Raw genomic sequence first — 26,187 nt, forward strand, 5'->3', positions numbered from 1 at the left:
GAGGCTATAAGTAGACGCCCCAATGTGCTGGCGAAGGACTTTAGCCTCTATAAATGGTGATGGACTATAGCAAACAAACCTCATCGTTCGAAAGGAGATACCGGTTTCTCCATACGCAGAAGCCTGTGGGTCTTACTACGGAAACGGTTAGCTTCCCCTTCACCGGGAACGCCCATTGAATATCTTCCGACTCTCCGGGAGACAGGGACAATAATTGGCTAAGCTCATGGTCCGTTTCTTCCAAGCGAAGATGAATGCGATAATTTTGGATGGAATAGGCGGGAAGATCCTTCTTGCATTCGATATGGCATTGTAGACCGGGGGGATCCTTCCTGACCGTTAGCTCTACCCGTATAGGAGAAGCCTCCTCCTTAAGCGCAGCGTAGGACGGCTTTGCCCTTCCATACAGATCCGTCGTGCCATGTACACGCTGTCTTAATCGGCCTTGGCCTTCCTCGCCCATTTGCGTACGGTAATCATTAAGACTGAAGAAGATCACGCCTGCAATGGCCGGAACCTTACGGTAGATGCCCAGCTTTTCCTTCAGAATTTCAACCCGCCTCGGGTCGCCTCCGGAGAATGCCGGCTCGCAAAGTCCAAATTCTGCTACGACTACCGGCTTATCGGGGTGATGGGTGACGATACCTGTAATAACTCCATCGATATCGTGATTCCCATGCCAGGTCCCGATATAGTCATTCCACATCAGCGCATCGCCGACCTTGGTCGCGTCCCGCTCTGGCCCAAGATGAACCATGTGGCTGACGTAATTCACCAGCCGGCTGGAATCAAGGCTCTTGATAGAGGACTTCAACGTCTCCATAAACCGGACGGTCTGCTCGGACTGGCCGTCCAGCTCATTCCCCATGCCCCATGCAATAATGCTGGGATGATTGGCATGCCGAAGAACCATCTCCGCTGCTTGTTCCCTCGCTTTCGCCAGTGCGGCCCCATCAGGCTCCGCGGGCTGCTGCCACATGGGAATTTCCTCCTGGACAAGCATTCCGTGACGGTCGCACCAATCGAGAAGCTTCTCGTCCTGCTGCCAATGAAATCGGGTAAAGACACAATTCGCTTCCTTCAGCTTGGTTAGAAACGTTTCTCGGACCTCGTCGGTTTCCGCCATTCCAACATCCGGATGAGAGCCTGGCATCCATTCCACGCCAACGAGTCGAACCGGCTCGCGGTTTAACATCAACCGGTTTCCCTCCACCCGGAATTCTCGGAACCCAAAACAGGTCACCGTTCTATCCCATAAGGTATCCCCCTCGTATAGAGATACTTCCATTTCGTATATGTGAGGATGGTCAAAATGCCAAAGCTCAACGGAAGGAATTCTGATCTTACCCGAATTCAACTTCCGGCCCATATTCGTAAGGGGACCACTGCCGCTCCAGACCGTCTCCCCGTCCTTGGATACGGAATACGTAATCTTGACCTGCGATGCTTCTGCAGGGATTGGTTCGGCTAGAATCAGCTCGACATCGATTTCCCCTGCTGCCTCAGCATGGGGCCATTCGGGAAATTCAGGGGCCGCTCGAATAATCGTATGATCGATCGTTGCTTTCCCCGTTATGATCAAGCTTACATCCCGTATGATGCCTCCGTCATCCGCCCAGTCGAAATGATTGCCCCGGGGTAAAGCCGTTTCACTGTTCCGGTTATCTACCGATACGACGAGACGGTTATCTCCGGTCGGGTTGAGATAGGGAGTCAGCTCCAGCCGAAAAGGGGTATAGCCGGAATCGAAATGCTCTCCTGCCTTCATTCCGTTGATCCAAACGGTGGCATCTCGGTACACCCCTTCGAAATGCGCCCAAACCCGTTGTCCGGTCGTGTACCCCGGGATGGAGAACCGGTACTCGTACCAGCCCGTTCCTCTGTAATCCTCCGTCCCCAGATCTACATTCCAGGTATGGGGAACCGAAACCATGTCGGTCTCCGGCAGATCGGGCAGCCCATTCTGGGGCCACCCCTCGCTCAGACCGCGGTCCAGAGGATCCGTACGAAACCTCCAGAGTGAATCGCAACGTATGACTTGCCTACCCATTGGTACCATCAGCCGCTCCCCCTTGAACTCTTAACAACTTCCGTACTTCCCCAACGGTCACGAGGATTTCCGGTTCAAATGCTTCCGTCTTCATATAAGTGAAAATGCTGCGCCGCAGCTGTCTGGCCGCCGGCCTGGTCTCCAGCTCGTTCGTTAGGTCGATCCCGCATATCATGAGCTTGCCATTGCCGACCCGGCACTCCAAGAGATTGGAGAGCTTGCGGTTATGGTAGAAGTTCGGAATGACCTGGACGATCGGCTCGATCCCTAGAGGGAAACCGTCAAGACACAGGGATACGGAACGGTCCAGCAGATCCTTCCATTGAGGCTCGGCATACGTTTCAGTCGGGAACGAGGTGAAAACGGGGTGATCCGCCTGGACCCAGATGCCGCACGGATTTTCCGTAGAGAAATGGACAGGGCTCCAGAAGACGGGAAGAAAGGCTCCGGGAACGGCCCCAGAGATATTGGCCGTAACGAGGAACAGCACGGATCCTCCCTCTGCCAACGCTTGTTCGGCGGCTTCGTTCCAGGTATCCGTTACCAAGAGACCATCATGAGCCGTGCCGGTCCCTTCCTCCGAATCCTTGAACACCCATACCGGCCATTCATTCCGGTATTGGCCGCCGGGCCCCTCAATGGAGACGGTCAATTTCTCGCTCCGTTCCAACCGATGGAATACATCCGAGGTCCAGGCTCCGATCGGAATTCCCGAGCCTTGCCCGATTGCTGCTGCCCGGAGCACTCCATGATCCAGCCTACGGCCCGCCTCGCTCCGGATACTCCATTGCCAATCCGATGCCGGCAGCGCCTCGGGTCCGAAGTGGGCGATGTCCACCTGAGCCCTAAACCCTTCATCCGTCGTATAGATGCGCTTCGGTATGCGAAGGAGCAGAACGGTCTCCCTGCAGAATGCCCGGAACGCTTCCGGCTCGATCAAGCCCTTGGATTCCCAGAGCGAATTCAGAATGCCAACGGTTGCCGTACTCTGCCCCGGGAAATCGTGGAGGCCCAGTAATTGAAACCCGCCCATTCCAGGGGTTCGCAAGGCGGCTTCGATTTCTTCGCGGTACAGCTGCAGCGCCAGCTTGCCCGATCCGTGAACGAACTTACGTAGATAGCCCAGCAGCCCTCTTCGTTCCAGATCCGTTCGGATCGCTTCCAGGTTAACCGGTCTGAGATCCCCTGTGTATCGATTGATCTCGTCCACGTCGGGATAGACCGCATATTGACCTACCTCATGAGAAATCAATGGAACCTCCCGCTTCTCAACCGCTTCCCGGAAGTCGAGCAGGGTGGAAACCATCCATTCATCGGGATAAAATTGCCCCCTGACTCCCGCACCGTCGACGGTCTGGGCACAGAACCAGTCATCCGCCGGATCCAGCGGGCGGTCCCAGTTCGTCGTCAGTGTATACAATCTTCTGTCGTCTTCCTCTTTCAGAGCCGCAACGATCCGGTGAAGCAGGCCAAAATCGCCGTTCAATTCGTTGCCATTGCTGAACAGGCAGAAGGACGGATGATTGCCGTATTCATCCACGATCCGCTTCGCTTCCTCCGGCAAATAGTCATAATGCTCCGGATGCGCGCCGACCGGCATATTCCAGGTATCCATCCATACCGGACCTTCGGCCTGTATATAGATCCCGAGCTGATCCGCCGCATCGAATGCAGCTTCAGGCGGGCACCAGGAATGAAAGCGGATATGGTTTAGCCCGTAGTCCTTGGCGGTTTGAAAAAGGTGCAGCCAAGGCGCCGTGTCCGCAGGCGGATGCCCGGTCAACGGGAAGATGCAGCACTCCAGTGTTCCACGCAGGAAGGCAGGTCGCCCGTTGATCTCGAACCGGTTCCCGGCCTGGCGGAAGGAACGCATGCCGAAGCGGTGGCGCCGCTCCGACTCCTCGGACCCTTCCGCCGTTACCACACGGGTCAAGATTTGCATCTCATAGATAGCAGGCTGAAATTCGTCCCACAGCCGTACCTCTTCCCCCATATCGTAGACCAACTCATAAGAATTCGAGCTGTTCGGGGGAAGCGTGAATCCATACGGCATCCCATCCGTCCGATGCGAATCCGTACCGTTCACAAGCTGGGCCGTGAGGGTTAGGGTTGCGGACGCTTCGAGCTCTGAAGGATTGATCCATCTCCCCGTAACCTTCACTTTGCGGTTCTCAATATCCGGGAAGAAGCGAATGGAATCCGTATAAACCCGGTCCGTTGCCTGCATCTCCAGACGGCCGATCATGCCGTTCCAGATGGTCTGCGTTTCATCCGTATAGGCGCTCGGACACCCTCCGAGCTTATGAAGATCCCGGTTGTCGATGCGGATCGTGACTCTGTTAGCAGCCCCTGTCCGGATGAATGCCGTCACATCGAACCGATGGGGGACTGACAGACTATCCTGCCTACCCGCCAGACGGCCGTTGATCCATAAGGTCGATTGAAACATGACTCGCTCCAGGAAGAGAACCACCCGCTTGCCCGCCCAGTGATCCGGGACCGCAAGCTCACACGAATACCAAGCCGCCCCGACATAACGATGGTGCTGCCTTAAGGATCGGACCGATTCGCGATTCATTTCGCCGTTCCACACCGTTTGCTGACCGATTCCATTCCCCGCCAAGGTGCCGGGAAGCCGGAGGGTCCCCTCCTGATGGGGGAGGCCGGACTCGCCATACCATTCTTCCGTTTCGCCCGCATCTTCGGGATCCAGGGCATACGCCCATGATCCGTCCAGACGGAGAACCGTCTGATCTTGCTCCACCTTCTCCATGGTACGACCTCCAACCCATGCGATCTAAGCCATACAGGATGCGAAAATTCATTGTAGGACCTGTAGGTTTATTTTAGAATAAAGGGGAACCGAAAGGAATGATGATATGGCTGTAAAACCGAATGATCCTGCTGCTTCTTCCCAATACACCCATCCCCCGGGCATCCTAGTCTCCGATTCCTATTGCAAACCATACGGCTATTCCTGTTACCGCCCGGAGGGGACGAAGGACTGGCTGGTGATGTATACCCTTGCGGGGAAAGGCTTCGTCAATAATGCGGGCTGCGGATTACTGGAGTGTACGGAAGGCACGCTGACCCTGATTCCCCAAGGGGTCATGCACGACTATTACACGGCGGAGCAGGAGGTGTGGGAGAAGCTCTGGGCCCATTTCATCCCTCGGATCTCTTGGATGGATTGGATTCCGGCAAGCAATACCGACGGACCGGTCTACCATGTTCCTATCGGCAGCCCGCTTATCCGCCAATCCATGGAAGCCGCTTTCCGCCGTGTCCTCTCCTATCGTCTGGACACCTACACCACTCTTCGGGAGGAGCTTACGCTCAATGCCCTGGAAGAAATTCTGCTGCTGGCTGCAAGCCTGCAGACCGACCGGAAGCCTCTCGATCCGAGAGTGAAGGAGGTGCTCGACATTCTTGCCCGGCAGTTCGCGGAGAACCACCTCATCGAGGATCTGGCGCGCCAGGTCTGTCTGTCTCCTTCCCGCCTGTCTCACTTATTCAAGGAACAAGTCGGAGACTCCATCATCGAGACACTGAACAAATATCGGCTTCGGCAGGCGGAGAAGCTGCTGAAGTACACCCTCCGCCCCATTACCGAGATTGCATGGGACGTCGGATTTCATTCGCCCGATTTCTTCACCCGGCAGTTCGCCTCGTACTACGGCATGAATCCGTCGCAGTACCGCAAACGGCAAGACAAAAATCCCCCCATTGTTCGGGGGGAGGGGATAGACCCTATTCGATAGATCACTCCGTTGAATGAAGCCGCAGAATCCACACCTCTCGGCCTGCAAGCTTATTCACTCCGCTTTGCACCGTAAGGCCGGTCAAGAGATCGATGCCCGACCGTTCACCCAGGTCAACCGCAACGGCATCCGCATTGTGATTCAGCACGAACAAATAGGCTTGCCCGTCCTTGATACGCAGCGTCGTCTCCACACCTTCCGGCATGCGGGGAATAAGCGGGGCGATCCCACGGGAGGCGCACAGCTGCGGAAGCCAATCCTGCAGGAACGCGGCTTCCGCGCTCGTCGCCAGGTACCAGGCTTCACCTTCACCGAACCGGTTGACGGTGAGCGCCGGCATTCTGCGATAGAAGTCGTCGCCATACACCGCCATAACGGCCGCACCCTCGGAGTGGATCAGATCGCAGAGCATGCCGCACTCGTATTCCGATTTCAAGCCGGGAGCCGGCTCCTGCATCACCATCCGATTCCGCTGATCCGGCAGCAGAGCATCGATTTCCTCCGCCCATATGCCGAGCAGATGCCGAAGCTCGCCAGGATATCCGCCTGTCCGGACCAGGTCGTTCTCGTCGACAATGCCGCTGAAGAAGGTCGTGATGAGCGTCCCACCGGCTTTCACGTATTGTTCCAGCCTGCTTGCCACCCCCAGCTTCACCATGTATAAGACCGGCGCTATGACGAGATCATAGGCGCTTAGATCGGCGGCCACGCCAACGACGTCCGCCGCGATACCCGAACGGAACAGCGCATCATAGAACTTATGCACTTCGTCCATATAGTTTAGGGCAACGGTCGGACCGCTGGACATTTCAATGGCCCACCAGTTTTCCCAGTCGAACAGAAGGGCCACCTTCGCGCTTACCCGTGAATCCAAGAGCTGGTCACCGAGCTTCCCCAGCTCTGCACCAAGCTGGGCGCATTCCCGGAATACGCGGGTATGCTCGTGGCCGGCATGCTCAATGACGGCACCGTGAAATTTCTCGCAGGCTCCGATCGACCGCCGAAGCTGGAAGAACAAGACCGTATCTGCCCCCCGTGCCACCGCTTGGTAGCTCCACAACCTCATCACGCCAGGACGCTTGAGCGAGTTATACGGCTGCCAGTTCTGCTGGCTTGGGGTCTGCTCCATCAGCATGAAGGGCTGTCCATCCTTCAGTCCGCGCATCAGATCATGAACCATGGCCGTATAGCTGAACGGTGTATCCAGCCGGGGATAGTTGTCCCATGACACCACGTCCATGTGTTTGGCCCATTTATGATAATCGAGCTTCTTGTAGGCGCCCATCAGATTCGTCGTGACGGGGATGTCCGGCGTATGCTTCTTCACCGCTTCATATTCCAGGTTGTAGCACTCCAGCAAGCTATCCGAATGGAAGCGCATGTAATCCAGCGAAATCCCCTGGAAGTTGGTCGACGTCCGTCCGTCAGCGCCATGCCATTCCTCGCTAAGCGCATTCGGAAGGACGATATCGTCCCAATCGTAGAAGAGGTGACCCCAGAATGACGTGTTCCAAGCCCGGTTCAGTTCGTCCAGGGTGCCGTAACGCGCTTTCGCCCATTGGCGGAATGCCCTCTCGCAGTTGTCGCAGTAACAATTCCCCGCTCCGCCATATTCGTTGCTGATATGCCAGATGAGAAGAGCCGGATGGTTCTTGTAACGCTCGGCAAGCTTCTCAGCCATCCGAACCGCATATTTACGGTACGTCGGACTGTTCGGGCAGGAATTGTGGCGTCCACCGAACTTGCGTTTCTGGCCTTGGAAATTGACTTGAAGCACATCGGGATATTTGCGCGCCATCCAGGCGGGATGCACAGCCGTACTCGTCCCGAGACAGACGCCGATTCCTTCTGCATGAAGCTTATCCATCATGTCGTCGAGCCACTGAAAATCGTAGGTGTCCTCGTCGGGTTGGTTCTTGGCCCATGCGAATACGTTCAGCGTCGCCACATCAATGCCGGCCAGCTTGAACATGCGCATATCCTCGTCCCACACCGGCTTCTCCCACTGCTCGGGATTATAGTCGCCGCCGTACCAAATTTTCGGTTTATTCGGATGTATCATCTTGTCCCACCTCTTAATGGTTAATCGCGTGATCCGCTTCCAGGTCTTCACCGGAGACGACACGCTGGGAGGTCCACTTCTCATGGGGCGACGCCCAGAACGGATCAGACGGCAGCAAGCCTAATGGGAGAAAAACGGCGGCGCACAGATACAAGCTTCCTGTGCTTATATATCCTTCTGCAAGGCCTGGCTGGAACCCATAAAGCCCCGGACGCAGCCATCCGTTGGCATCGAAGTTCCCCGGTGCGTCCATGACCCGGCGGATAACGGCCGTTAGAGCACAGCGTACCTGGGCCGGCTTCAGGCTCTCGTCCAGAAAATGCTGAAGGGCCGCTTGGCCCAAAAGCTGGAACGCCCCGAAGCGGTAGACGAGGGAACGGCCGATGTACGGGTAAGTCCCTTCCGGAGAAATGGACCGTTCCAGAATGGAGGCATACCGTTGGGCTCGTTCTACAATGACTGTCCGCAATGCGGAGTAGTCGCCGAATTCCCGTTCAAACAAAGTGACGATATCCACAAACATGGGCTGGATGACAAAGCTGTTGTAATAGTCCCAATGGAAGCTCTCGCCGTCCCCGTATACGCCATCGCCTTTATACCATTTCATGAACATGCGGACCGCATAGTCAATCCGCAATGGGTCATATTCCGGATCGCCGAGGACATATAAGCCGGCTTCCACCATGGCGCTGAAGAAGAGCCAGTTGCTGCCGCCCGGCACCGTACGGCGTGTCTTCTTCAAGGAAGCGGCCAGTTGAGCCTTCACCCGGGAATCCAGCGCCGCCACGATCCGGTTGGGCGCCCGGACAAGGGCGTGGGCGAGAAAAGCCGCATCCACCAAGGGCTGGCCTATCGTTTCGAAGTTCATATAGTCCGGGGAAGACGGATCTGTGGCCGCGTCCAGCGATTCCAGCATCAGACTGGCATACCGGGCGCGCAGCTGCTCCTCCTCTCCGGCAAGCCCCTCTCGTTCAAGCCAGGGAGCCATGCCGCAGGCGAGTCTGCCGAAGGCCTCCAGGTGGGCTAATGGACTGCGATCCGGATGGAAATCCGTCGGCAGCACCTGCCGCAGCTGTCTCTTGGCAAGAGCCGACAACACCGGCTCCCCGATGGTCAGCATCGTATCCAGCCAATACTTTCTTTGTTCCGAAGCATGCATTGAGATCACTCCTTAATAATCCGAATTATATAAGAAGGAATGGAGGTTAGCCTTGATAATCCAGTCATGGAATAGCATAATATAGACATTATGAAGGGGGTTTGGAGGGGGAAGCATGAGTATTACCTATTTGGAATGGTTTACGAAGGACGAGCATTTCCCATTCTTTATTCAATACGGGGGGCATGACGAGGACTTGGAACTGCATAAGCACATTGACTTCCTAGAGCTTGTCATCGTCTTGAATGGAAATGCTACCCATATCGTCAATTCCCATCATTCCTTTATCAAAAAATGGGACGTCTTCGTCATCAAAGACGAAACGCTCCATGCCTATAAGGACCCTCATGACTTCAAGATATGCAATATAATGTTCCGTCCCGAAATCCTGCGGTCCGTCGGTCCGGATCTTCGGACCTCCAACGGCTTTCAGAGCCTATTCGTGCTGGAGCCCTTCTACCGGAATATCCATGCCTTTGACAGCAGCCTCAGCTTGCCCATCCCCAGCCTGGAGTACATCTCCTCGCTGATCTCCGTGATGATCGACGAGTATAACGGCAAGCAGCAGGGGTACCAGACGCTGCTGATCTCCAAGCTGATGGAGCTCATCGTGTATTTATCCAGGCAGTATGAGCATCAAGAGAGAGGCGCTGGCAGTTATCTGAGACATCTGGCGAATGCCATCTCCTATATTGAAGACCATTATCTCGAGCCATTGACGCTGGAGGAAATCGCCGATCAATCCGGCATCTCGGTCCGGCACCTGAACCGTGTCTTCCAATCCTATTTCCAAACAACCCCCATGACCTATCTGCAAAGGCTCCGGATGGAGCATGCGAGCTCCTTGCTGAAGCAAACCAAGCTCCCCATCATGGACATCTCCAGCATATGCGGCTTTAATGACAGCAATTACTTCACCCGGCAGTTTACGAGAATATTCGGTCTTTCCCCAAAAGCCTACAGGACGAAGATCTAGAATACCGGGGCAAGTCCCTGTATGCAGGGGCTTCCATGAAAAAGATAGCAGACGGAGCCCGCGCTCCGTCTGCTCTCACGTCTTATGGAAATGTCTATTCCTCCAGCCACAGAATCGAGGTCACCCCGCGCGGATAATACTTGCTACCCTTGGCCAGGCCGGAGAGGATCTGGTCGCTCCAGCACCAGATGGCGTTCCTCGGGTCGGTCAGCCATGCGACATGGGCGGAATCCGCCCGTCGACCCGCTTCCTCCCAGGGAAGCCCCAGGATGCGGCGGGCGACGAATTGGCACAGATAGATCTTGCTCAACCATGAATTGCTGCTGGTGGAGGACAGCTTCCATCCGCCATCTTCGAACAGGCAGCCCCCTTCTACGGATAGAACCGTATGAAGATGGCGCTCCAGCGCCCGGATATACGAGGCATAGGGGCCCTCCCGGCCCAGAGCCCCATCACAGCCGCAAGCATACGGGAAGACCAGGCCCTCAATTGCAGGGATGATACGGGAATCGTTATCCTCATATAAGACGGCCGGAATGTAGCCGCCGTCCTTCACCTGGCCGGCCAAGGTATCCGCGCACCGCCTGGCGGAAGCGGCGGCCGTCTCCGCCGCTTCCGTTCGTCCGAAGGACCGGAGGATCCGCTCCAACGCCACGTAAGCCGCCCAGCACTTCCCCGCCAGGTAAATATTGTTCCGTGCCTGTCCCAGAGAGACGTCGAGGCTGTCGTACGTGGTGATCTCCGCCCCGCCGAGGCAGCGGGAGCTGTCCAGGCCCATAATGCCGTTGCGCTGCTCCGGATCGGGGTGGTCCCGGTTCAGCATACTCGACAGGCACATCTCCAGGATCGGCAGCCGGTGCTGCAGCCACTCCCGGTCTCCGGTCTGATGGGCATAGACGGCGGCGCAGAGCACCCAGTTCGTCAGCTGCTCATGGGTCATGTAGGAGAAGCATCCCGTCAGCCCCGACTGCTCATAGGACGAATACCCGGGCCGGGACAGGGCGTTGGCCACCCCCATGTCATGCGTAAAGCTCAACCCTCCGGGATACAACCGTTCTTCGCCAGGGAACCGGACCTCATCGGTGTAGCTGAAGCGCTCTGCGAAGAAGTCAAGCTCATTGCGGACGGTCCACGGATTCAGGCGCATCTCATAGAAGAGCTGGTCCACCGTCAGGTCGAAGGTGTTCATCATCTTGTACTGGCCTTCGTTCACCACCCAGAAGGGACGGCCCTTCCAGTCCAGCAGCTGGGTATTCCCATAGTAGCTGCGGATCGAATGAATCATCATGAAGCGCTGATTCTCCGACAGCTTGGGGCCGGCGAGCATCCCGTCCGCTTCCCGGCATATCCGGCTGATCGGCTCATATTGCTCCAACGCATATTCGGCCACACGCTCGATGTCCGGGAAGTATCGGGTATACCAGTAGGACATGGTTTCTCCGGAAGTGACTTCCCCCCCACGGTAAAAGCATAAGGCGAAGCGATAGGTCCGGCACTCTCCGGCGGGAACCTCCATGAGAAGCGCTGCCGTCTTGCCAAGACCATTATCTGCCGGAAGACCGGACGCCATCCGCTGAATCATTCTCTCGATCGTCCGGTGCTGAACCGCCTGGACATCGGGGTCCAGCGTCGCAATGGCCGTATGCCGGCCCTGCCCCACGCCCGTAACTCCGGCTTCCGTCCGGAACCGGCGCATATGGCTGTACGGGTCGCTGCCCTGATACCCGAGCATGGCCTTGCGGGGGCGGCTTCCGTTCCGGTTGTCTAAGGTAAGCTCCGCCAGAATCGCCGGAACCAGCGCTTCCTGCAGCTCCTCCTCCCTGGCGGTCTCCGGGTCCGGGACCGGCCGTACTTGGGACAGAAGGCGGAAGGTCAGCGCGCCGGCCTGCCACGTATCGGTTCCCAACCGGTAGTCCCGCTTGATCTCGTCCTGGCGGAAGGGCCGGACGAGGAGGTCCTCCTCCGGGTGACCGGGGGAAGGCTCCGCCAAGGTAAACCACTGGCCTTCATCGAAGCTGTCCCCGTAGAAGGGCAGAGCTTGGTAATAACCTCCGTCCTCCTGCTCCATCATCACATAGACCTGTTCCTTGGGCGGTTGGGCCAGCTCCAGATCGAAGCCGCCGCTGGCGCCCGGGTAACCCAGGGTAAAGCTGGCATATGCCCCAATCGGGGCATGGTGTGCATGGAAGAAAATTCGGTTGGACATCGTATAGGTCTCCCTTCATCGTAAAAGCAGACTCCGGAGCCGGTGGACCGGCCTTCCGGAGTCTGATCCCATCCAGCCCCTTTACGGCTGGCTCCAGCTCTGGAGAATTGCCTGCGCATCGGCTTGAAGCACCGACTTCGCGCGGGCGGATACATGCCGCTGCATCGCTCCGTTATTCAAGTGCTGCAGGAAATCGTGCAGGTGCTTGGCTGCCTGGGCCCGGTTCCCTTTGTTCCAGTGCTCTCGGGCCTGATTCAGCTTATTGGTGAGTTGGGCCAGCAGCGGTCCGTCCAGTTCACCCGCTTGACTGAACCGTCCGATCAACAGGGCTGCCGAATCCATGCTCGTGATCATGGTGAGCTCCACCTCCACCAGTGCGGTATTGCCGGCTTGGTCCGTTGCCTGGACCCGGATCCGATGCGGCCCCAATTGTCCGGCCCAATCCAACCCGGTATTCGGTACATACGGCTTGCCGTCCACTAGTACGGACAGCTCCTTCACACCGGATAACGAGTCCTCCGCATAGACGGACAACGTGACGGTCTGGTGATCCAGGAAGGTGGTGCCGGTAGAAACCGATTGTCCGTTCGCCAACAGCGTGATGATGGGCGCTTGGCGATCCAACGGAACGAAAGCCACCTTATAGGTCCGCATGCCGCCGTCCTGTGCGGCAACGCGGATCACCGCCGTACCGGGAACCGCTGCCGCCTGCTCCACCGTAACCGCAGACGCTGCCGAACGGGCGTTGGCGGTTACGACCGGTACCGTGTGGGGATCCGCCAGCTCCACCCGGTACTCCGTCTTCGCGGGAGTGAACTCCGGCAGCGCGGTACCGTTCACGACTAGCGCGGCCAGCTCGCGGTTGCCGTCCGCAATCGGGATGACGCCGGCCGGATCCCAGCCGTCGCTGCCGCCCAATACAGCAGACGGAGCATACTGCGCCGCCTCCTCCGTAGTCAGCTGCTTCGTCCAGCTGTACCGGCTCTTGGCATCGGCCCCGGGACCGAAGCTGGCGAACTCGCCGTAACGGGCGGTCTTCTCATTGTTGGCATTCCCCCAATTATTCCAGCCCGCAGGTGTGATATGGCTTCCCAAGTAACTGTTCACGTAGACGACGTTCGCATCGCCCCTCCACGGCCGACCCAGTGCCACTCCGGTTACTCCGGGCTCCGATGTGATCCGGCTGTTCAGGAATACGTACCCGTACTTGCCCGCACCGGTAGAAGCAGCCGTGACATATCCGCCGCCCAGGCTGTGGAGGACGGAATTCTCGAACACTGCAGCAGCGCCGCCGAAGATGAAGTCCACGGTTCCGGCAATGTAGCTGTCGACATAGTATTGCCGGCCTCCGTTGGCGTACACGGTATCCTGATGCCCGAGCAGGCTCACGTCACGGAAGACCAGCCGCTCCGCGTTGGCGTAGAGCGCCACCGCCTGCCCTGCGTTCATCCCGGCATCATTCTGGATGGTCAGATGCTCCGCGGTGAAATCCGCCGCTTGTACCCGGAAGCTGTAGCTTCCGGAGGTGCCCATCGGATTGCCGTTGGCATCCGGCGTGCTGGCGGCATCCCCGTTGATCAGCACGGTGCCCTCTCGGCTTTCCCCGATGATCCGCAGCTTCACCTTCGTTGAAGGAACATCCAGCTTCTCGCGGTAGATCCCGTTCTTGATCTTGATGATGGTCGGCAGCGAGCTGTTGGCAGGCACGGCATGAATGGCATCCTGCACCTTCGTGTACGATCCGCTGCCGTCGGCGGCTACAGTCAGCACCTGCGCCGGCACCTCCGCCACGGTGACGGACGAGAGCCCCTCCCCGGCTTCATTGGAAGCCGTCACCAAGTAATAATACCGGTTTCCGTTCACAAGGCCCGCGTCCGTGAAGGAGGTCCCCGTGACGCCTTTCGCAATGGCGGCGAACGGTCCTGCGGCGGAGGTGCTCCGCTTCACCGCATAAGAGGTGGCTTCGGGTACCGCCTCCCAGCTTAAGGCGATGCCCCCATCCCCCGGTACCGCAGCAAGACCCGAAGGGGAGCCGGGAGTCCCGTCAAGGGAGGCCGCCCGAACGCCGGACGGATAGGAATCCAAGCTGGCCGTACTGCCGTTCCAAGCGGTTACGCGATAATAGTAGGGTGAGCCCGCGGTTAATCCGGTATCCGCATAGGCGGTACCCGGAACCGCATCCGCCACGGTCTCGTACGGACCATCCGGTGAAGAGGCCCGCTTCACCCGATAGGCCCCGGCTCCCTCCACCGGCTCCCATTGCAGCTCGGCTCCGTTCGGGACGGACCGGACGGACACGGCGGGAGTGGCGAGGTGTGTGTAAGGAGTAACGGCAGCCGCTGCCGAATCGGGCCCCTCTCCTCCAATGCCGGTGGCAGATACCGCATAATAATAGGTGGTCCCGTTATCCAGGCTCCCGTCCCGGTAGGAGCTTCCGGTCAACCCCGAGGTCACGGAGACGAATGGCCCCTCCGGATGGGTGCTTCGCTTGACCGTATAGGAGATGGCGTTCTCCACGCCCTGCCATGCCAGATCCACCTGTGCGCTGCGCGGTGAAGCAGTCAGGCCTGCAGGTGCTTCCGGCTTCACGGCGGACAACGACGGGGTGGCCGAGGCTTGGTTGGAGGGTCCGCTCTCTCCGGTTGTTCCTACGGCCGTAACCACATAATAATAAGTAGTATCGTTGGCAGCCGTATCATCGATATAGGTTACTCCGGTAATGCCGGCAGCCAAGGTCGTGTACGGACCTCCGTCTGCGGTGCTCCGCTTGACAGTATAGGTGGAGGCCCCTTCGGCCGCGGTCCAGCTCAGCTGGACCTTGCCATTGCCGGGTGCAGCCGCCAGTCCGTTCGGACTTTCAACCGGTTCCACATACACTCTCAGGTTATCGTAGTAGATTGTGCCCTTGCCGCTGCCCGGCGTCTTGGCCGAGATCCGTCCGATGCCAACGGAGCTGAGATCCGATTCAAGAGGGGCGTTGTCCTCCACCAAGACGTTGTCGATATAGATATCCGCCGTCTTGGACGGTACGTTCGCCACGATCTTCAAGTTGTACCAACGGTTGTTCGCGGGAGGAGTCATCAGCTTGTAATCCGCCCCATTCTTCTTATAAACCAAGGTATAGCTGTTCTCTGCAGCCGGTGCGGTCGGCTTGCGGAGCTGGAACGACAGCCCCGTCTTGCTGCCGGCATCGTCCTGCAGATTCAGAACCGTCGAAGTGCCCGGCCAGCCCGGGGACATGATGTCCACCTCCAGAACGAATTTCCCGGTTTGCGGCGCGAACTTGCGGAACAGCTCCGTGCTGCCAGCGGCGTTGTCATACAGGATCAGCGCCTTCTCCGACGGATTGCCCGTACTGCCGGAAGGCAGATTCGCCACGGTGACCTTATGGTCGGCATCCTGAGGATTGGGGGCAAAGGTGTAGCCTGTTGGAACCGTGTCCACGGCTGGGTTCTCGAAATCATCATTCACGAAATACACGGTCTCCGGTTCCCCCTCCGCCGTGGCGTTCGCCTCCGACGAATGGAAGCTGCTTCCGTGTTCGTTCACCGCAGTCACCACATAGTAGTAGGTCATGCCCGGAATCAGGTTCCGGTCGGTGTAGGAAGTATCGGCGGTCCCTTCGATGACCGGGGTATAGGGTCCCCCCGGAAGCTCGCTACGCAGCACGTTATACCCTTCAGCTGCCGGTACCGTACTCCAGATCAGGGTCACAGACTTATCACCCGGGGTCGCGGTCAGGCCTTGCGGTGCCGGAGGGAAGTCGGCGGGCAGCGATTGGACCGATGCCTGGGAGAACAAGGAGGTATTGTACTTGCTCACATCGTCATCCGCCTTAGAAGCATCGGCTGCTAAGCCGATATAGACCGTTTCCGGCAGAGGGAGCACGGTGGAGTCGATGACGATCCAATCGTTTCCGTTGTCCGATACGAGCGAGGTCAAGGTATCTCCCAGCCGGACCAGCTTCACCCAATAAGGGGTATTGATGAAGGCGTCCGGCTCTACCGTCGAAGCCGCCCCCCCCTCGGACATACGCTTTATGACCACACTCTTCTTGCCGTATTTCACATAAGGAATTAGAAGACCCACGAACGGGGAATCTGCCTCCAGGTCCTCCCGCACCATGACCCCGGCCTCCGCTCCGTCATCCGTTGCGGTGATGCTATCGACGCGGGCAACAATCTCCCCGTTGCCGGTCAGCGTCTGGTAAGCGAAGTGGAAGCTATCCATGCGGCCCCCGATATCTCCGGCGGACTTCACCGTCACTTCCCTGGATGCTGCTCCCAGCTGCGTATGCCCCGCGATTCCCGGCGTCCCGATATCCGCCGACTGCCACGGAGCCGTGCTGCCCGTCTTGTTGACGTGAACGGCTACGTTGCTGGATTGTGTAGACGTGCCGCTGTTGTCAACCGCACGGACCGTAAGGAAGTAGGTGCCGTCCCGGACCTGCTTCCACGTGAAGGTGTAGGGTGCCTCGGTATCCACCCCCAGCAGGCTATCGCCGAGGTAGAACTCCACCTTCGCCACAGTCCCATCCGGATCGGAAGCGGCGGCTGCGATGTCAACGTCCGTCCCTTCCTCCGCAATGGTGTTGTCCGTTGGGCTGACGATAGCCGCATGGGGATTCAACGAGCCGTTTCCGGTCATGCTGTTCAGATACACTTCCAGGTTCGTATATCCGGATGGTTGAATTCCGTTGCGGTCAGAGGCCTCGTTCGGATTCAATGCGTTCGCCGTTTCCCATTCATTCGGCATTCCATCGTGATCGTCATCCGCCAAGGCCGAGGCCGTCTGTGTGAATTCCAGGTATCCGCCGACTTCCTTCGGAGAGTTGATGTGGCGTCCGGTTCCGCTCCGGACCTCCTGTACGATCCGGGCATCGATCGCATCCCGCCTGGGCAGCGTTGCACCGGCATGGGCAAGCACCTGCTCGTAGGCTTCCACGGCCGGCTCGGGAGATGCCGGCTGCGGCATCGCAACGGGGCTGCTCAGCTTCGAAGCCGGGTTGGCCAGTCCGCCGGCCCCCTTCCAGTTGTCCGCGGTAACTTCCGAAGAACCGAACATATAGTTCCCGCCGATGAAGAGACGGGTTTCTGCACTTACGTCCAGGAACAAGGTATCCCGGACCGAACGGTACGTGTTGGGGCCGAACTTGTAGTAATTGTTGCGGAGGTTATAGGAGCCCTGTTCCCCACCGTAAGACGAGAAGAAGCCCCAGTTATAGATGATATTGTTGTAGACATCCGTCGGGAAGTTAGGCGAACCGGCCAACCGGGGGTTCCGGCTGACGTTATGAGCCAACAGGTTGTGATGGAATGTCGCATTGTTGCCGCCCCAGATGCCGGCGTAGCCGTGCCTGCCCTTCTGGTGTGTGGTCATCAGCATACTCTCCGTGGCCAGGTTCCACTGCGCCGTGGTGTTCTCATTCACATACATGCTGAGAACCTCGTCCACGGACCAGCTGAAGGAGCAATGGTCGACGATGATATTCTTACGATACCGGCCGCCGAAGGCATCGTCCTCGCTGGGGAACCGGTCTCCCAGCCGGAAGCGCATGTACCGGAGGATCAGATTGTCCGCCTCGAAGTAGGTGGCATAATCGGATACCGTGATGCCCTCACCCGGAGCCGTCTGGCCGGCAATCGTCAGGTTTGAGCCGGTAATTTTTAGCGGAGATTGCAGATGGATGGTGCCGCCTACCCGGAATACGATGGTCTTGTTGCTCTGGGTCACCCCCTCGCGCAGGGAGCCCGGCCCGGCATCGGCCAGCGTCGTTACTTCGTAGACCTCCCCGCCTCTTCCGCCGGTCACATACTTGCCGCCGCCCTCGGCGCCGGGGAATGCGGGCGTCCCGTCGTTCACCAGCCTCCACTTCTGAACGGCCAAGCCTTGATAGGTATCGATCCGAACCCTGCGGGCATCGGCATCCAGCGTCAGCGCCTTGGAAGGGTCGGCCTTGTTCACGATCTTATACCGGACGAATCCCTCCTCGTTCAAGGGATCCGCCACGACAAACTGCCAGAGCTGCTCCTCCCTCGAAGCATCCTCGAACAGGACCGACTCTCCGCTCATGGCCCCATCCTTCGGCGACAACAGCTTCAGGGTCTTCGTATTCACCAGCTTGTAATTCTGCCCGTCTACCGAATCCAACCGCCAACGTTCATTCGGCAACCCTTGCGTAAACCAGACGTTAATCGGATCGTTGTTGCCGTACCCTGTAATATTGATGTTGTCTCCGTTCGCACCCACGATTCTGAATTCCTGGAGGGGGGCTGATACGTTCACTGGAGTCTCAGCAGCTAAGACCTCCCGCGCCGGCCAACCCAACAAACCAATCAACGACAGGACGAGAGATGCGACAAGCGTCAGGATGAACCCCTTCCGTAAGGCACGAATTCCATTACCCACTAATGAAAGCCCCTTCCTTATTGGATTATGATGCCGCCTTACGGCATTCACGCTTCATAAGGCGGCATCGTAGAACCGATCCCTTATTTCTTCGCCTTCAAATAGGACGCTTTATATTCCTCCATCAGCTTGTCGCCGCCCGACTTCTTCCATTTCTCCACTTCCGCTTTCCAGCCGGCTTCATCGATCTTGCCCATGATAAACTTCGTCTCGGCATCGGTGATCATCTGTTCGAGGTCGCCGCCTCGCTCCGTAAACGTTGTGGAGAGCAGCGTCAGCGCCGGATTCGGCACCGCATACTTGTCGTTATCCGAAACCACTTTGTTGTTCTTCAGGAACAACTCCGTTTGCTTCATCGGTTTGTCCATGTTGTAGGCTTCCCCGCGCTGAAGCAGGGTGTCGCGGTAAGGCTTCACTTCCTTGGCATCCGCATCGCGGTCCAGGAGAATGGTGAAGTCCCCTTCCACCTTGTAATGCTTGCCTTCGATCCCCTTGTTGATCAGATTCACCATTTCCTTGTCCAGCAGCTTGTCGAGGAAGCTCAAGATCCGCTTCATCTCCGCTTCGGTCTTGACCGCCGACTTCGGGATCGCCAGAATACCCGCGTTGCCGCTCTCCGCCGGCACCTTGATCCCCGCCGTGCCTTCCAACGCCACGGCATCCATCACGGCTGTCGGCACTACCTTTTCGAGATTCGTCTGCATGGATTGTGCATTGCCGCCGGAGATGCGGAGCGCCACACGGCCGGATTCATAGGCTTTATCGATGACGGTCGCATCCGATACCGCAAAGTCTTGGTTGATCAGCTTCTCGTCATAGAGCCGCTTGAACAGCTTCAGCGTCTGATAGAATTCGTCGGTCATAAACTCCGGTGTGAAGTTCCCCTGGGCATCCACCTTCCACTTGTTAGGGCCCCCTTGAGAGACGCTTAACCGGGTCAGCGTGGAGAAGACGTTCTGGTTATAATTCTTGTCCAGCATCATCCCGTAGGTATCCTTCTTCCCGTTCTTATCGGGATCCCCTTCGGCAACCGCCTTCATCACGTTATACCAGTCATCCAGCGTCTTCGGCACCTTGAGTCCCGTTGCGTCGAACCAGTCCTTGCGGTATTGAAGAACAGCCCGGCCGATGCCCCGGTAGATCGGAATCCCGTACAGCTTGCCGTCCACCTTCACGTTGTCGTAATAGGTCTGAGATTGGGCGGCCAGGTTCTTATAATCCTTCAGATAAGGCCCCACCTCCCAGAAGACATTGTTCTGCATGGCGCTGATGATGCTGGGAATATAGCCGACCTTCACCAGCTTGGGGAGTTCACCCGACGCAATCATGACATTGATCTTGTCATCGTAGCCCGAGGTCGGTATCCATTGGAAGTTCAGATTCGAGTTGGTATACTTGGCAAGCGCCTGTTCGAACGGATTCCCCTTGGCCGGCGCTTCCCCCGCTAGTGTGACGGCTAGGGTCAGGTCGAGCGACTTCTCCTCCTGCTTCGCCGCCGGCCCGCTGGCCCCCGGACTGGTACTGGCTGCCGTCCCTTCCTCCTCGGAACCGCACGCCGACAGAACGGCGGTGGCCACCAGAACGCCTCCCAGCAGTAGCACTGTTCTTTTCTTCATTCTTTACCCCTCCGCTATGAATGTGATCTATGGGAACCGGGCTAGCCTTTGACCGAACCCAGCATGACCCCTTTGGCAAAATGCTTCTGCAGGAACGGATACACCAGCAGAATGGGAACCGTGGCGAATACGATGACCGCCATCCGGATCGTAAGCGGTTGAATCTCCGTGCTATCGATAGACGTGTCTCCGATGCTGCTCTGGGATAGAATGACGATCTGCCGCAGCAGCACCTGAATGGGATACAAGCGGCTGTCACTGATGTACAGCACGGCATTGAAGAATTGATTCCAGTGTCCGACCGCGTAGAAGAGGCCGAAGGTAGCCATGGCCGGCAGCGACAAGGGCAGGACGATGCGGAAGAGCACCCCCACGTCGTTGCAGCCGTCGATCCGGGCCGAATCCTCCAATCCGTCCGGAATCTGCTGGAAGAAGTTCTTCAATACGATCAGGTTGAACGCGCTGATGGCGCCCGGGATCATCAGGGACCATAAGGTATTGGTAAGGTGCAGACCCTTCACGACGAAGTACGTCGGTATCATCCCGCCGCTGAACAGCATGGTGAACAGAACGCCGAGCAGTACGGCCTGGCGTCCCCGCAGATGCGGCTTCGCCAGCGGGTAAGCCATCAGGGAGGTGAAGAACAGATTGATGAGCGTCCCCAGAACGGTGATATAGATGGAGACGAGCATGCTGCGGAATAACGTATCGGTGGAGAAAATATAGCGGTAGGACGCCAGCGACCATTCCTTCGGCCACAGAATCAAGCCGCCCTTCGCCACCTCGGCCGGGCTGGTAAAGGAGACGGCCAGCACATACACGAAGGGTAGCACGCAGACGACGGCGATCAGCAAGAGAAGGAAGCCGTTGACCCAATCGAAGATCCGGTTGCCCCATGTTTTATCCTGCATCATCTCAATAGATCCCCTCTTCCCCGAATCGCTTCGCCAGCCAGTTGGAGCCCAGAACCAGCACCAGTCCGACGGCGGACTTGAATAATCCGACGGCCGCGCTGTAGCTGTATTGGGCTTGCGTCATCCCTTTGGTATAGACATAGGTGTCAAAGACCTCGCCCACTTCCCGGTTGGTCGGCGTCAGCATCAGGAAGATATGCTCGAAGCCGGAATCCAGGAAGCTGCCCAACCGGAGGATGAACAGGATCACGATGGTGCTTCGGATGGCCGGAAGCGTAATATGCCAGAGCTGGCGCCAGCGGCCGGCTCCGTCGATCCGGGCCGCCTCATATTGCTGCAAGTCCACTCCCGCCAGGGCAGCCAGGAAGATGACCGTCCCCCATCCCACTTCCTTCCAGATGGATTGGGTGATGATCATCGTCCGGAACCATTCCGCTTCGAGCAGGAAGGCGATCTTCTTCCCTGTGATATGGTTCAGGAGCTCGTTCAATACCCCACTCTCGGTGGTGAGGAGGATGTAGAAGATCCCGACGACCACCACCCAGGAGACGAAGTGGGGGATGTAGATCAAGGTCTGTATGAAGCTCTTGAACTTGGCACGCCTGACCTCATTCAACATCAGCGACAGAACGATGGGCAGCGGGAAGAAGAACACCAGGTTGTACACGGCCAGGATGACCGTGTTGCGGAACAGCATGCCGAACTGCGGCTCCGAGAAGAATCTCTCGAAGTGCTTGAACCCGACCCAGGGACTTCCCAAGAAGCCGGTATACGGCTTGTAATCCTGGAACGCCATGCTCACTCCGTACATGGGCACATATTTGAAGATGATAAAGTACAGCACGCCGGGCAAGAGCATCAGATACAGCCACTTGTCCCGCGTCATATCCCGCAGCAGCATCCCGAACCGGCCCTTGCGGGCTCGCCATACGGGGGCTTGTGCCGGAGCGGACAATCCTTGCTTCATCGTTTCGTAACCTCCTACCTGATCTCAGTGGTTTCTGCCCCATTATCGGACCTACGCGCCATTTCCGGCTATAAGGCTGGCATAACCTTGTGCGAGGAATGCGGCCATTGCCTGGGAAATCATCATGGGATAACCTTCCGGTGTGCTTCAGACAACTATTCCATGCCAAAAAAAACACGGCGGAGACCTGAATCTCCCCGCCGTGCATTTATTTCACGCTTCTGCTATTCGCTTCTTCGTACTCCCGGATCATCCGGTCGCCTCCGGCCTGCCTCCACTTGGCCAGCTCCGCCTTCCATCCCTCCTCATCCAAGAGGCCCATGATGAACTTGGTACCCGCATCCGTGATGATGGTCTCCAATTCCTTGCCCCGCTCCGTGTAGGTAACGGATTCCAGGTTGAGCGCCGGATTCTCCACGATATGGGATTGGTTCTCCCTCCCGATCTGCAGGTTCTTCCGGTACAGCTCCGGCTGGAGATTGGGCTTGATGGGGCTCTGATCCTCCCCCAGGAAAGGAAGCATATCCCGGTATGGCTTCACCTCCTTGAGGTCCAAGGTTCGATCGAGAACCACGGTGTAGTCGCCCTGATCCGACCAATGGCGGTGCTCTACCCCCTTGGCGATTACCGTCTGCATAGGGGGCTCCAGGAGCTGGTCGAGGAAGCTTAGAATTCGCTTGACCTCCCCCAGCGTCTTGACGGTCTCCTTGGGAATGGCATAGAAGCCTGCGTTGCCCGGTTCACCCGGCAGACGGATGCCTCCGGGCCCTGCGAGAGGAGCTACGTCCACCTGGGCGCCGCCGACCGCCTTGCCGAGCTTGTCCAGCCAGGTCTGGGCATTGCCGCCGGTGATCTGGATTCCCGCTCGTCCCGAATCATAGAGCTTCGCCGTTTCGTTCGTATCCACGACGGCGAAATCCGAATTGATCAGATTCTCCTGATACAGTCTGCGGAACAGCTTCATGGTCTCGAAGAAAGGCGGGGTCATGAACTCCGGCGTGAACCGGCCGTTCTGCACCATCCACTTGTTCGGTCCGCCCTGGGATACCGAGATCCGGGTCAGGATGGAGCTGACATCTTGGTTATACCGCTTCTCCAGCACCATGCCGTAGGTATCCTGCTTCCCGTTGCCGTCCGGATCATCCAGGGTCATGGCCCGCACCACCCAGTACCAGTCCTCCAGGGTCACCGGCACCTTCAGCCCCAGCCGGTCGAACCAATCCTTCCGGTATTGAATGACGGCGCGGCCCAGGTCCCGTAGGATCGGGACGCCGAATATTTTGCCATCCACGGAGATGTTCGTATAATACTGCCGGTCCAGCGCGGACAGATGGGGATAGTCCTTCAGCAGAGGGCCGATCTCCCAGAACTGCCCGGCCCGTAAGGTGGAGATGTAAGCGGGCGCGTATCCCAGCTTGATAAGCTTGGGAAGCTCACCGGAGGCGATCATCAGCCGGAGCTTGTCATCGTAGGCGGACATCGGGATCCATTGGATCTGAAGATCCGTATGGGTATATGCTTCGATAGACTTCTCCACCTCGTTATTCTTAGGAGGGAGCTCCCCGATCAAGGTCGTCCCGATGGACAGATAGTACCTGTCCGGCTCTGGGGTGCCGCCTGCGCGGCCGTCGACGAAACCGCCGCAGCCCCCTAGCAGGCAGCTCGCCAACACAGCGGCAAGCATCACGGATGCATAGGGCTTCATTCCGTTCCCCCCTTCAGGATCTTATCGCGGTACTGTCCGGGTGTAATCTGATACGTCTTCTTATAGTTCCGGATGAAGGAGCTGATATTCTTATACTGCAGCTTCTCGCTGATTTCCGCAATCTTCATGTCCGTCGTTTCCAGCATGACCCGGGCCATCTTCATCCGGTAATCGCTCAGATAATCGCTGAACGGAATGCCGATCTCGCGCTTGAAGATCCGGCTCAGGTAGACGGGATGGTAGTTCAGCAGCTGGGAGCAGGATTCCAGCGTCAGCTCCCGGTCGTATTGATCTTGGATCATTCGGACCAGCTTATCCGCGATCGTGACATACTGGCTCTCCGCTTGCTCCGCAAGCCGGTCTATCATGGGGGCGAACAGCCGGGATTCGAACCAATGGATGATCTCCTCGCGGGTCTGCAGGCGGAACAGCTTCTCCATCATCCTCTCGTCCTCCAGCACCTTCTTCAGCGGTATCCCTTGATCCTGTACAATCTGCAGCAGTCTTGCAGCCAGTTGGATCAAGAGCGTCTGGTGCTCGTGCAATGTACCGTCCTTATACAGCAAGGCATCCAGATACTGTCCGAACATCTCCACGGCCGTCTTCGGCTGCCGCTCCCGGATGGCGTAGGCCAGCCTCTCCTCCAGCACCTTCAGATGGGTATATTCGTAATGGTCGGCGCCGGGGGAGCTCACAATATCCCCGTAGTGAATGATGATATCCGGACCGAGGCTGATCCTGGTCTTCAGTGCCGCAAGGCTTTCCCCATAGGCCTTAACGGTATCCGTCAGCCGCTCGAACGGATGGCTGATGCCGATGCTGACCTTCACCTGAAGCACCTTCTCCACATGCTTCTTCGTACAGTCCGCCGCCTGGTACAGGATCCGCTTGACTGTCTCTGGATCGTCGCTGTCCGGAGCCACCAGCGTCACCTGGGTCGAATTCAGGGTGATCGGGGTAAACCGGACCGACGCCGGGAGAACTTCTTCGGCAATATTGCTGGCCGCATAAAGCAGGAGATCCCGATCCTCCTCGTTGTACCGGGTTTCCTGCAGATTGTCGATCTGCAGAGCAAGGACCCCCAGACGCTTCCAGCCTTGGGGGAAGCCGTGGATGCCGGACCGGTACAGGTAGTCGTTCTCCGTAATCTGGCCCGTGAAGAGCTTCAGGACGAAGAATTCCTTCAAGTGGCTCGCCTGCCCCCGCATCTGCTGCTCCACCTGGTCTCTCGATAGGGCAAGAGACTGCATGCTGGTCTTGATGAATTCCATCTCGTCCCTCTGGGACGGCACTGGCGGCTCCTTGCCGGAGGGCCCGAGACCTCTGGCCACCTCCAGCAATGCCCCTATAGGGCGGTACATCCGCCGGCTGCCGAATAAGGCTACCGCCATGACGATCAGCAGTATCGCCGCACAGACGGTGATGGTTAATGCTGCGATCTTCCGGGTTTCCTTCTTCAGCTCCCCGATCGGAACCACGGAAACGTAGGTCCAGCCGTTATAGTCGGAGTGGCGGTACAAGACGGCCGCTTGCTTCCCTCCGAGCTTCATATTGATAAGTCCCGGCCGATGCTCCGGGTCCGATTCCAAGCGGCTCAGCACGGCGCGGTTCATCTCCGGGTACGGCTCCGCCTCCGAGCCGGACTTCAGGATATCCGCTCCCGTCCGGTCCAGCAGATAGCTGCGGTTGGGGCTCGTCGAATCCGGGGAGGATAACATGGCTTGGATCTCGGATGCCATGATACGGATCATCAGAAGTCCCTTAGGCCGGTCCGTCTGCGGGAGGATGGGGATCTTGTGCACCAGGGTGATGGTTTCCAGAGGCTCGTAGAGATCCTCTTGATAAGGAGCGGTGAGACCCGCATACCACCGGATGCTCTTGGGATCCTTGGCATTGTCCTTCAATTCCTGCTGATTCTCCATCTTGTCCAACGGCTTCAGCACATTCAGGTTCAGCGCCCAATTCCGTTCGAAATTTACCAGGTAGGCCTGTGTTATGGTCGCATCGCTGGATTGCAGGTTATAGAGCTCCTTGGAGAGCTCGCGGACGGACCCGAAGTCGGCTGAAGTATACGAGGTGTTCATGGAATTCACGACAAGGGAGGAATTGGCGAATTGGGTGGCGGACTTCTCGATGGACTTCAACGTCTGCTCCACGCGCATCTGGGTCTGGGACAGCCAATGCATATTCGCTTCCTTCACCTTGTTCTCCACATCCCGCGATGCGATGGAATAGGAAGCGGCTCCGATCATGATGGCGGGAAGCATCCCCAGCACGAGACTGTAGGCAAGCAGCCGCAGCATATATTTGCTCAATCTGTATTCCTCCTGGATGTAGGACTCGAACCGTCGTCATTAGCTTTA

13 protein-coding genes are annotated in these 26,187 nt (G+C 57.8%); 2 read left to right on the plus strand and 11 right to left on the minus strand.

The genetic code is table 11. The features are described 5' to 3' along the window. Positions 1–64: 64 nt before the first annotated feature. Together ACSEXW_RS00670 and ACSEXW_RS00675 are read right to left on the minus strand one after the other, a co-directional pair. Positions 65–2,059 (minus strand): glycoside hydrolase family 2 protein, encoded by a 1,995-nt coding sequence (locus ACSEXW_RS00670; protein WP_438444157.1) that lies wholly within the window; start codon positions 2,057–2,059, stop codon positions 65–67. Next, positions 2,043–4,823, minus strand: a complete 2,781-nt coding sequence (locus ACSEXW_RS00675) for a DUF8487 domain-containing protein (RefSeq protein ID WP_438444158.1) — start codon at positions 4,821–4,823, stop codon at positions 2,043–2,045. Before ACSEXW_RS00675 ends, ACSEXW_RS00670 begins: the two co-directional genes overlap by 17 nt. A gap of 106 nt (positions 4,824–4,929) precedes the next feature. Between ACSEXW_RS00675 and ACSEXW_RS00680 the strand changes: the two genes are divergently transcribed. Then, the gene (locus tag ACSEXW_RS00680) at positions 4,930–5,811 is read left to right on the plus strand and encodes a helix-turn-helix domain-containing protein (RefSeq protein WP_438444159.1); all 882 of its coding nucleotides are present in this window, start codon (positions 4,930–4,932) and stop codon (positions 5,809–5,811) included. Position 5,812: 1 nt separating this feature from the next. Here the strand turns inward: ACSEXW_RS00680 and ACSEXW_RS00685 are convergent, their stop codons facing one another. After that, positions 5,813–7,873 carry a beta-galactosidase gene (locus tag ACSEXW_RS00685; protein ID WP_438444160.1) on the minus strand — a complete coding sequence of 687 codons (2,061 nt, stop codon included), beginning with the start codon at positions 7,871–7,873 and terminating at the stop codon, positions 5,813–5,815. Between the two features lie 13 nt (positions 7,874–7,886). Then, a complete protein-coding gene (locus tag ACSEXW_RS00690; RefSeq protein WP_438444161.1) occupies positions 7,887–9,032 on the minus strand; it encodes a DUF2264 domain-containing protein in 1,146 nt (381 codons plus the stop codon). 115 nt (positions 9,033–9,147) lie between these two features. On the opposite strand from ACSEXW_RS00690, the gene ACSEXW_RS00695 reads away from it, so the two are divergent. Beyond that, the gene (locus ACSEXW_RS00695) at positions 9,148–10,008 is read left to right on the plus strand and encodes an AraC family transcriptional regulator (RefSeq protein WP_438444162.1); all 861 of its coding nucleotides are present in this window, start codon (positions 9,148–9,150) and stop codon (positions 10,006–10,008) included. 94 nt (positions 10,009–10,102) lie between these two features. Here ACSEXW_RS00695 and ACSEXW_RS00700 read toward each other — a convergent pair whose 3' ends face one another. The 7 genes from ACSEXW_RS00700 to ACSEXW_RS00730 form a co-directional block, all read right to left on the minus strand. Beyond that, a complete protein-coding gene (locus tag ACSEXW_RS00700; protein WP_438444163.1) occupies positions 10,103–12,214 on the minus strand; it encodes a glycoside hydrolase family 52 protein in 2,112 nt (703 codons plus the stop codon). An 81-nt stretch (positions 12,215–12,295) separates the two neighbouring features. Next, positions 12,296–18,463: a pectinesterase family protein gene (locus tag ACSEXW_RS00705; protein ID WP_438444164.1), complete on the minus strand. Its 6,168-nt coding sequence runs from the start codon at positions 18,461–18,463 to the stop codon at positions 12,296–12,298. 242 nt (positions 18,464–18,705) lie between these two features. Beyond that, a complete protein-coding gene (locus ACSEXW_RS00710) occupies positions 18,706–20,238 on the minus strand; it encodes an extracellular solute-binding protein (RefSeq protein ID WP_438444165.1) in 1,533 nt (510 codons plus the stop codon). A 41-nt stretch (positions 20,239–20,279) separates the two neighbouring features. Continuing rightward, positions 20,280–21,152, minus strand: a complete 873-nt coding sequence (locus tag ACSEXW_RS00715) for a carbohydrate ABC transporter permease (RefSeq protein ID WP_438444166.1) — start codon at positions 21,150–21,152, stop codon at positions 20,280–20,282. A 1-nt stretch (position 21,153) separates the two neighbouring features. Then, positions 21,154–22,053, minus strand: a complete 900-nt coding sequence (locus ACSEXW_RS00720; RefSeq protein WP_438444408.1) for an ABC transporter permease — start codon at positions 22,051–22,053, stop codon at positions 21,154–21,156. 274 nt (positions 22,054–22,327) lie between these two features. After that, positions 22,328–23,824 (minus strand): extracellular solute-binding protein, encoded by a 1,497-nt coding sequence (locus ACSEXW_RS00725; RefSeq protein WP_438444167.1) that lies wholly within the window; start codon positions 23,822–23,824, stop codon positions 22,328–22,330. Further along, positions 23,821–26,139 (minus strand): helix-turn-helix domain-containing protein, encoded by a 2,319-nt coding sequence (locus tag ACSEXW_RS00730; RefSeq protein ID WP_438444168.1) that lies wholly within the window; start codon positions 26,137–26,139, stop codon positions 23,821–23,823. The genes ACSEXW_RS00725 and ACSEXW_RS00730 overlap by 4 nt, the downstream gene beginning before the upstream one ends. Between the last annotated feature and the right edge of the window lie 48 nt (positions 26,140–26,187).

Source organism: Oryzibacillus soli (assembly GCF_051594765.1).
Lineage (GTDB): Bacteria > Bacillota > Bacilli > Paenibacillales > NBRC-103111 > Paenibacillus_AR.

What these genes read in the sequence shown, in the direction of transcription:
- ACSEXW_RS00670 (WP_438444157.1), bottom strand. Translation starts at nt 2,059, where the DNA reads ATGGTACCAATGGGTAGGCAAGTCATACGTTGCGATTCACTCTGGAGG.
- ACSEXW_RS00675 (WP_438444158.1), bottom strand. Translation starts at nt 4,823, where the DNA reads ATGGAGAAGGTGGAGCAAGATCAGACGGTTCTCCGTCTGGACGGATCA.
- ACSEXW_RS00680 (WP_438444159.1), top strand. Translation starts at nt 4,930, where the DNA reads ATGGCTGTAAAACCGAATGATCCTGCTGCTTCTTCCCAATACACCCAT.
- ACSEXW_RS00685 (WP_438444160.1), bottom strand. Translation starts at nt 7,873, where the DNA reads ATGATACATCCGAATAAACCGAAAATTTGGTACGGCGGCGACTATAAT.
- ACSEXW_RS00690 (WP_438444161.1), bottom strand. Translation starts at nt 9,032, where the DNA reads ATGCATGCTTCGGAACAAAGAAAGTATTGGCTGGATACGATGCTGACC.
- ACSEXW_RS00695 (WP_438444162.1), top strand. Translation starts at nt 9,148, where the DNA reads ATGAGTATTACCTATTTGGAATGGTTTACGAAGGACGAGCATTTCCCA.
- ACSEXW_RS00700 (WP_438444163.1), bottom strand. Translation starts at nt 12,214, where the DNA reads ATGTCCAACCGAATTTTCTTCCATGCACACCATGCCCCGATTGGGGCA.
- ACSEXW_RS00710 (WP_438444165.1), bottom strand. Translation starts at nt 20,238, where the DNA reads ATGAAGAAAAGAACAGTGCTACTGCTGGGAGGCGTTCTGGTGGCCACC.
- ACSEXW_RS00715 (WP_438444166.1), bottom strand. Translation starts at nt 21,152, where the DNA reads ATGATGCAGGATAAAACATGGGGCAACCGGATCTTCGATTGGGTCAAC.
- ACSEXW_RS00720 (WP_438444408.1), bottom strand. Translation starts at nt 22,053, where the DNA reads ATGCTGCTGCGGGATATGACGCGGGACAAGTGGCTGTATCTGATGCTC.
- ACSEXW_RS00725 (WP_438444167.1), bottom strand. Translation starts at nt 23,824, where the DNA reads ATGAAGCCCTATGCATCCGTGATGCTTGCCGCTGTGTTGGCGAGCTGC.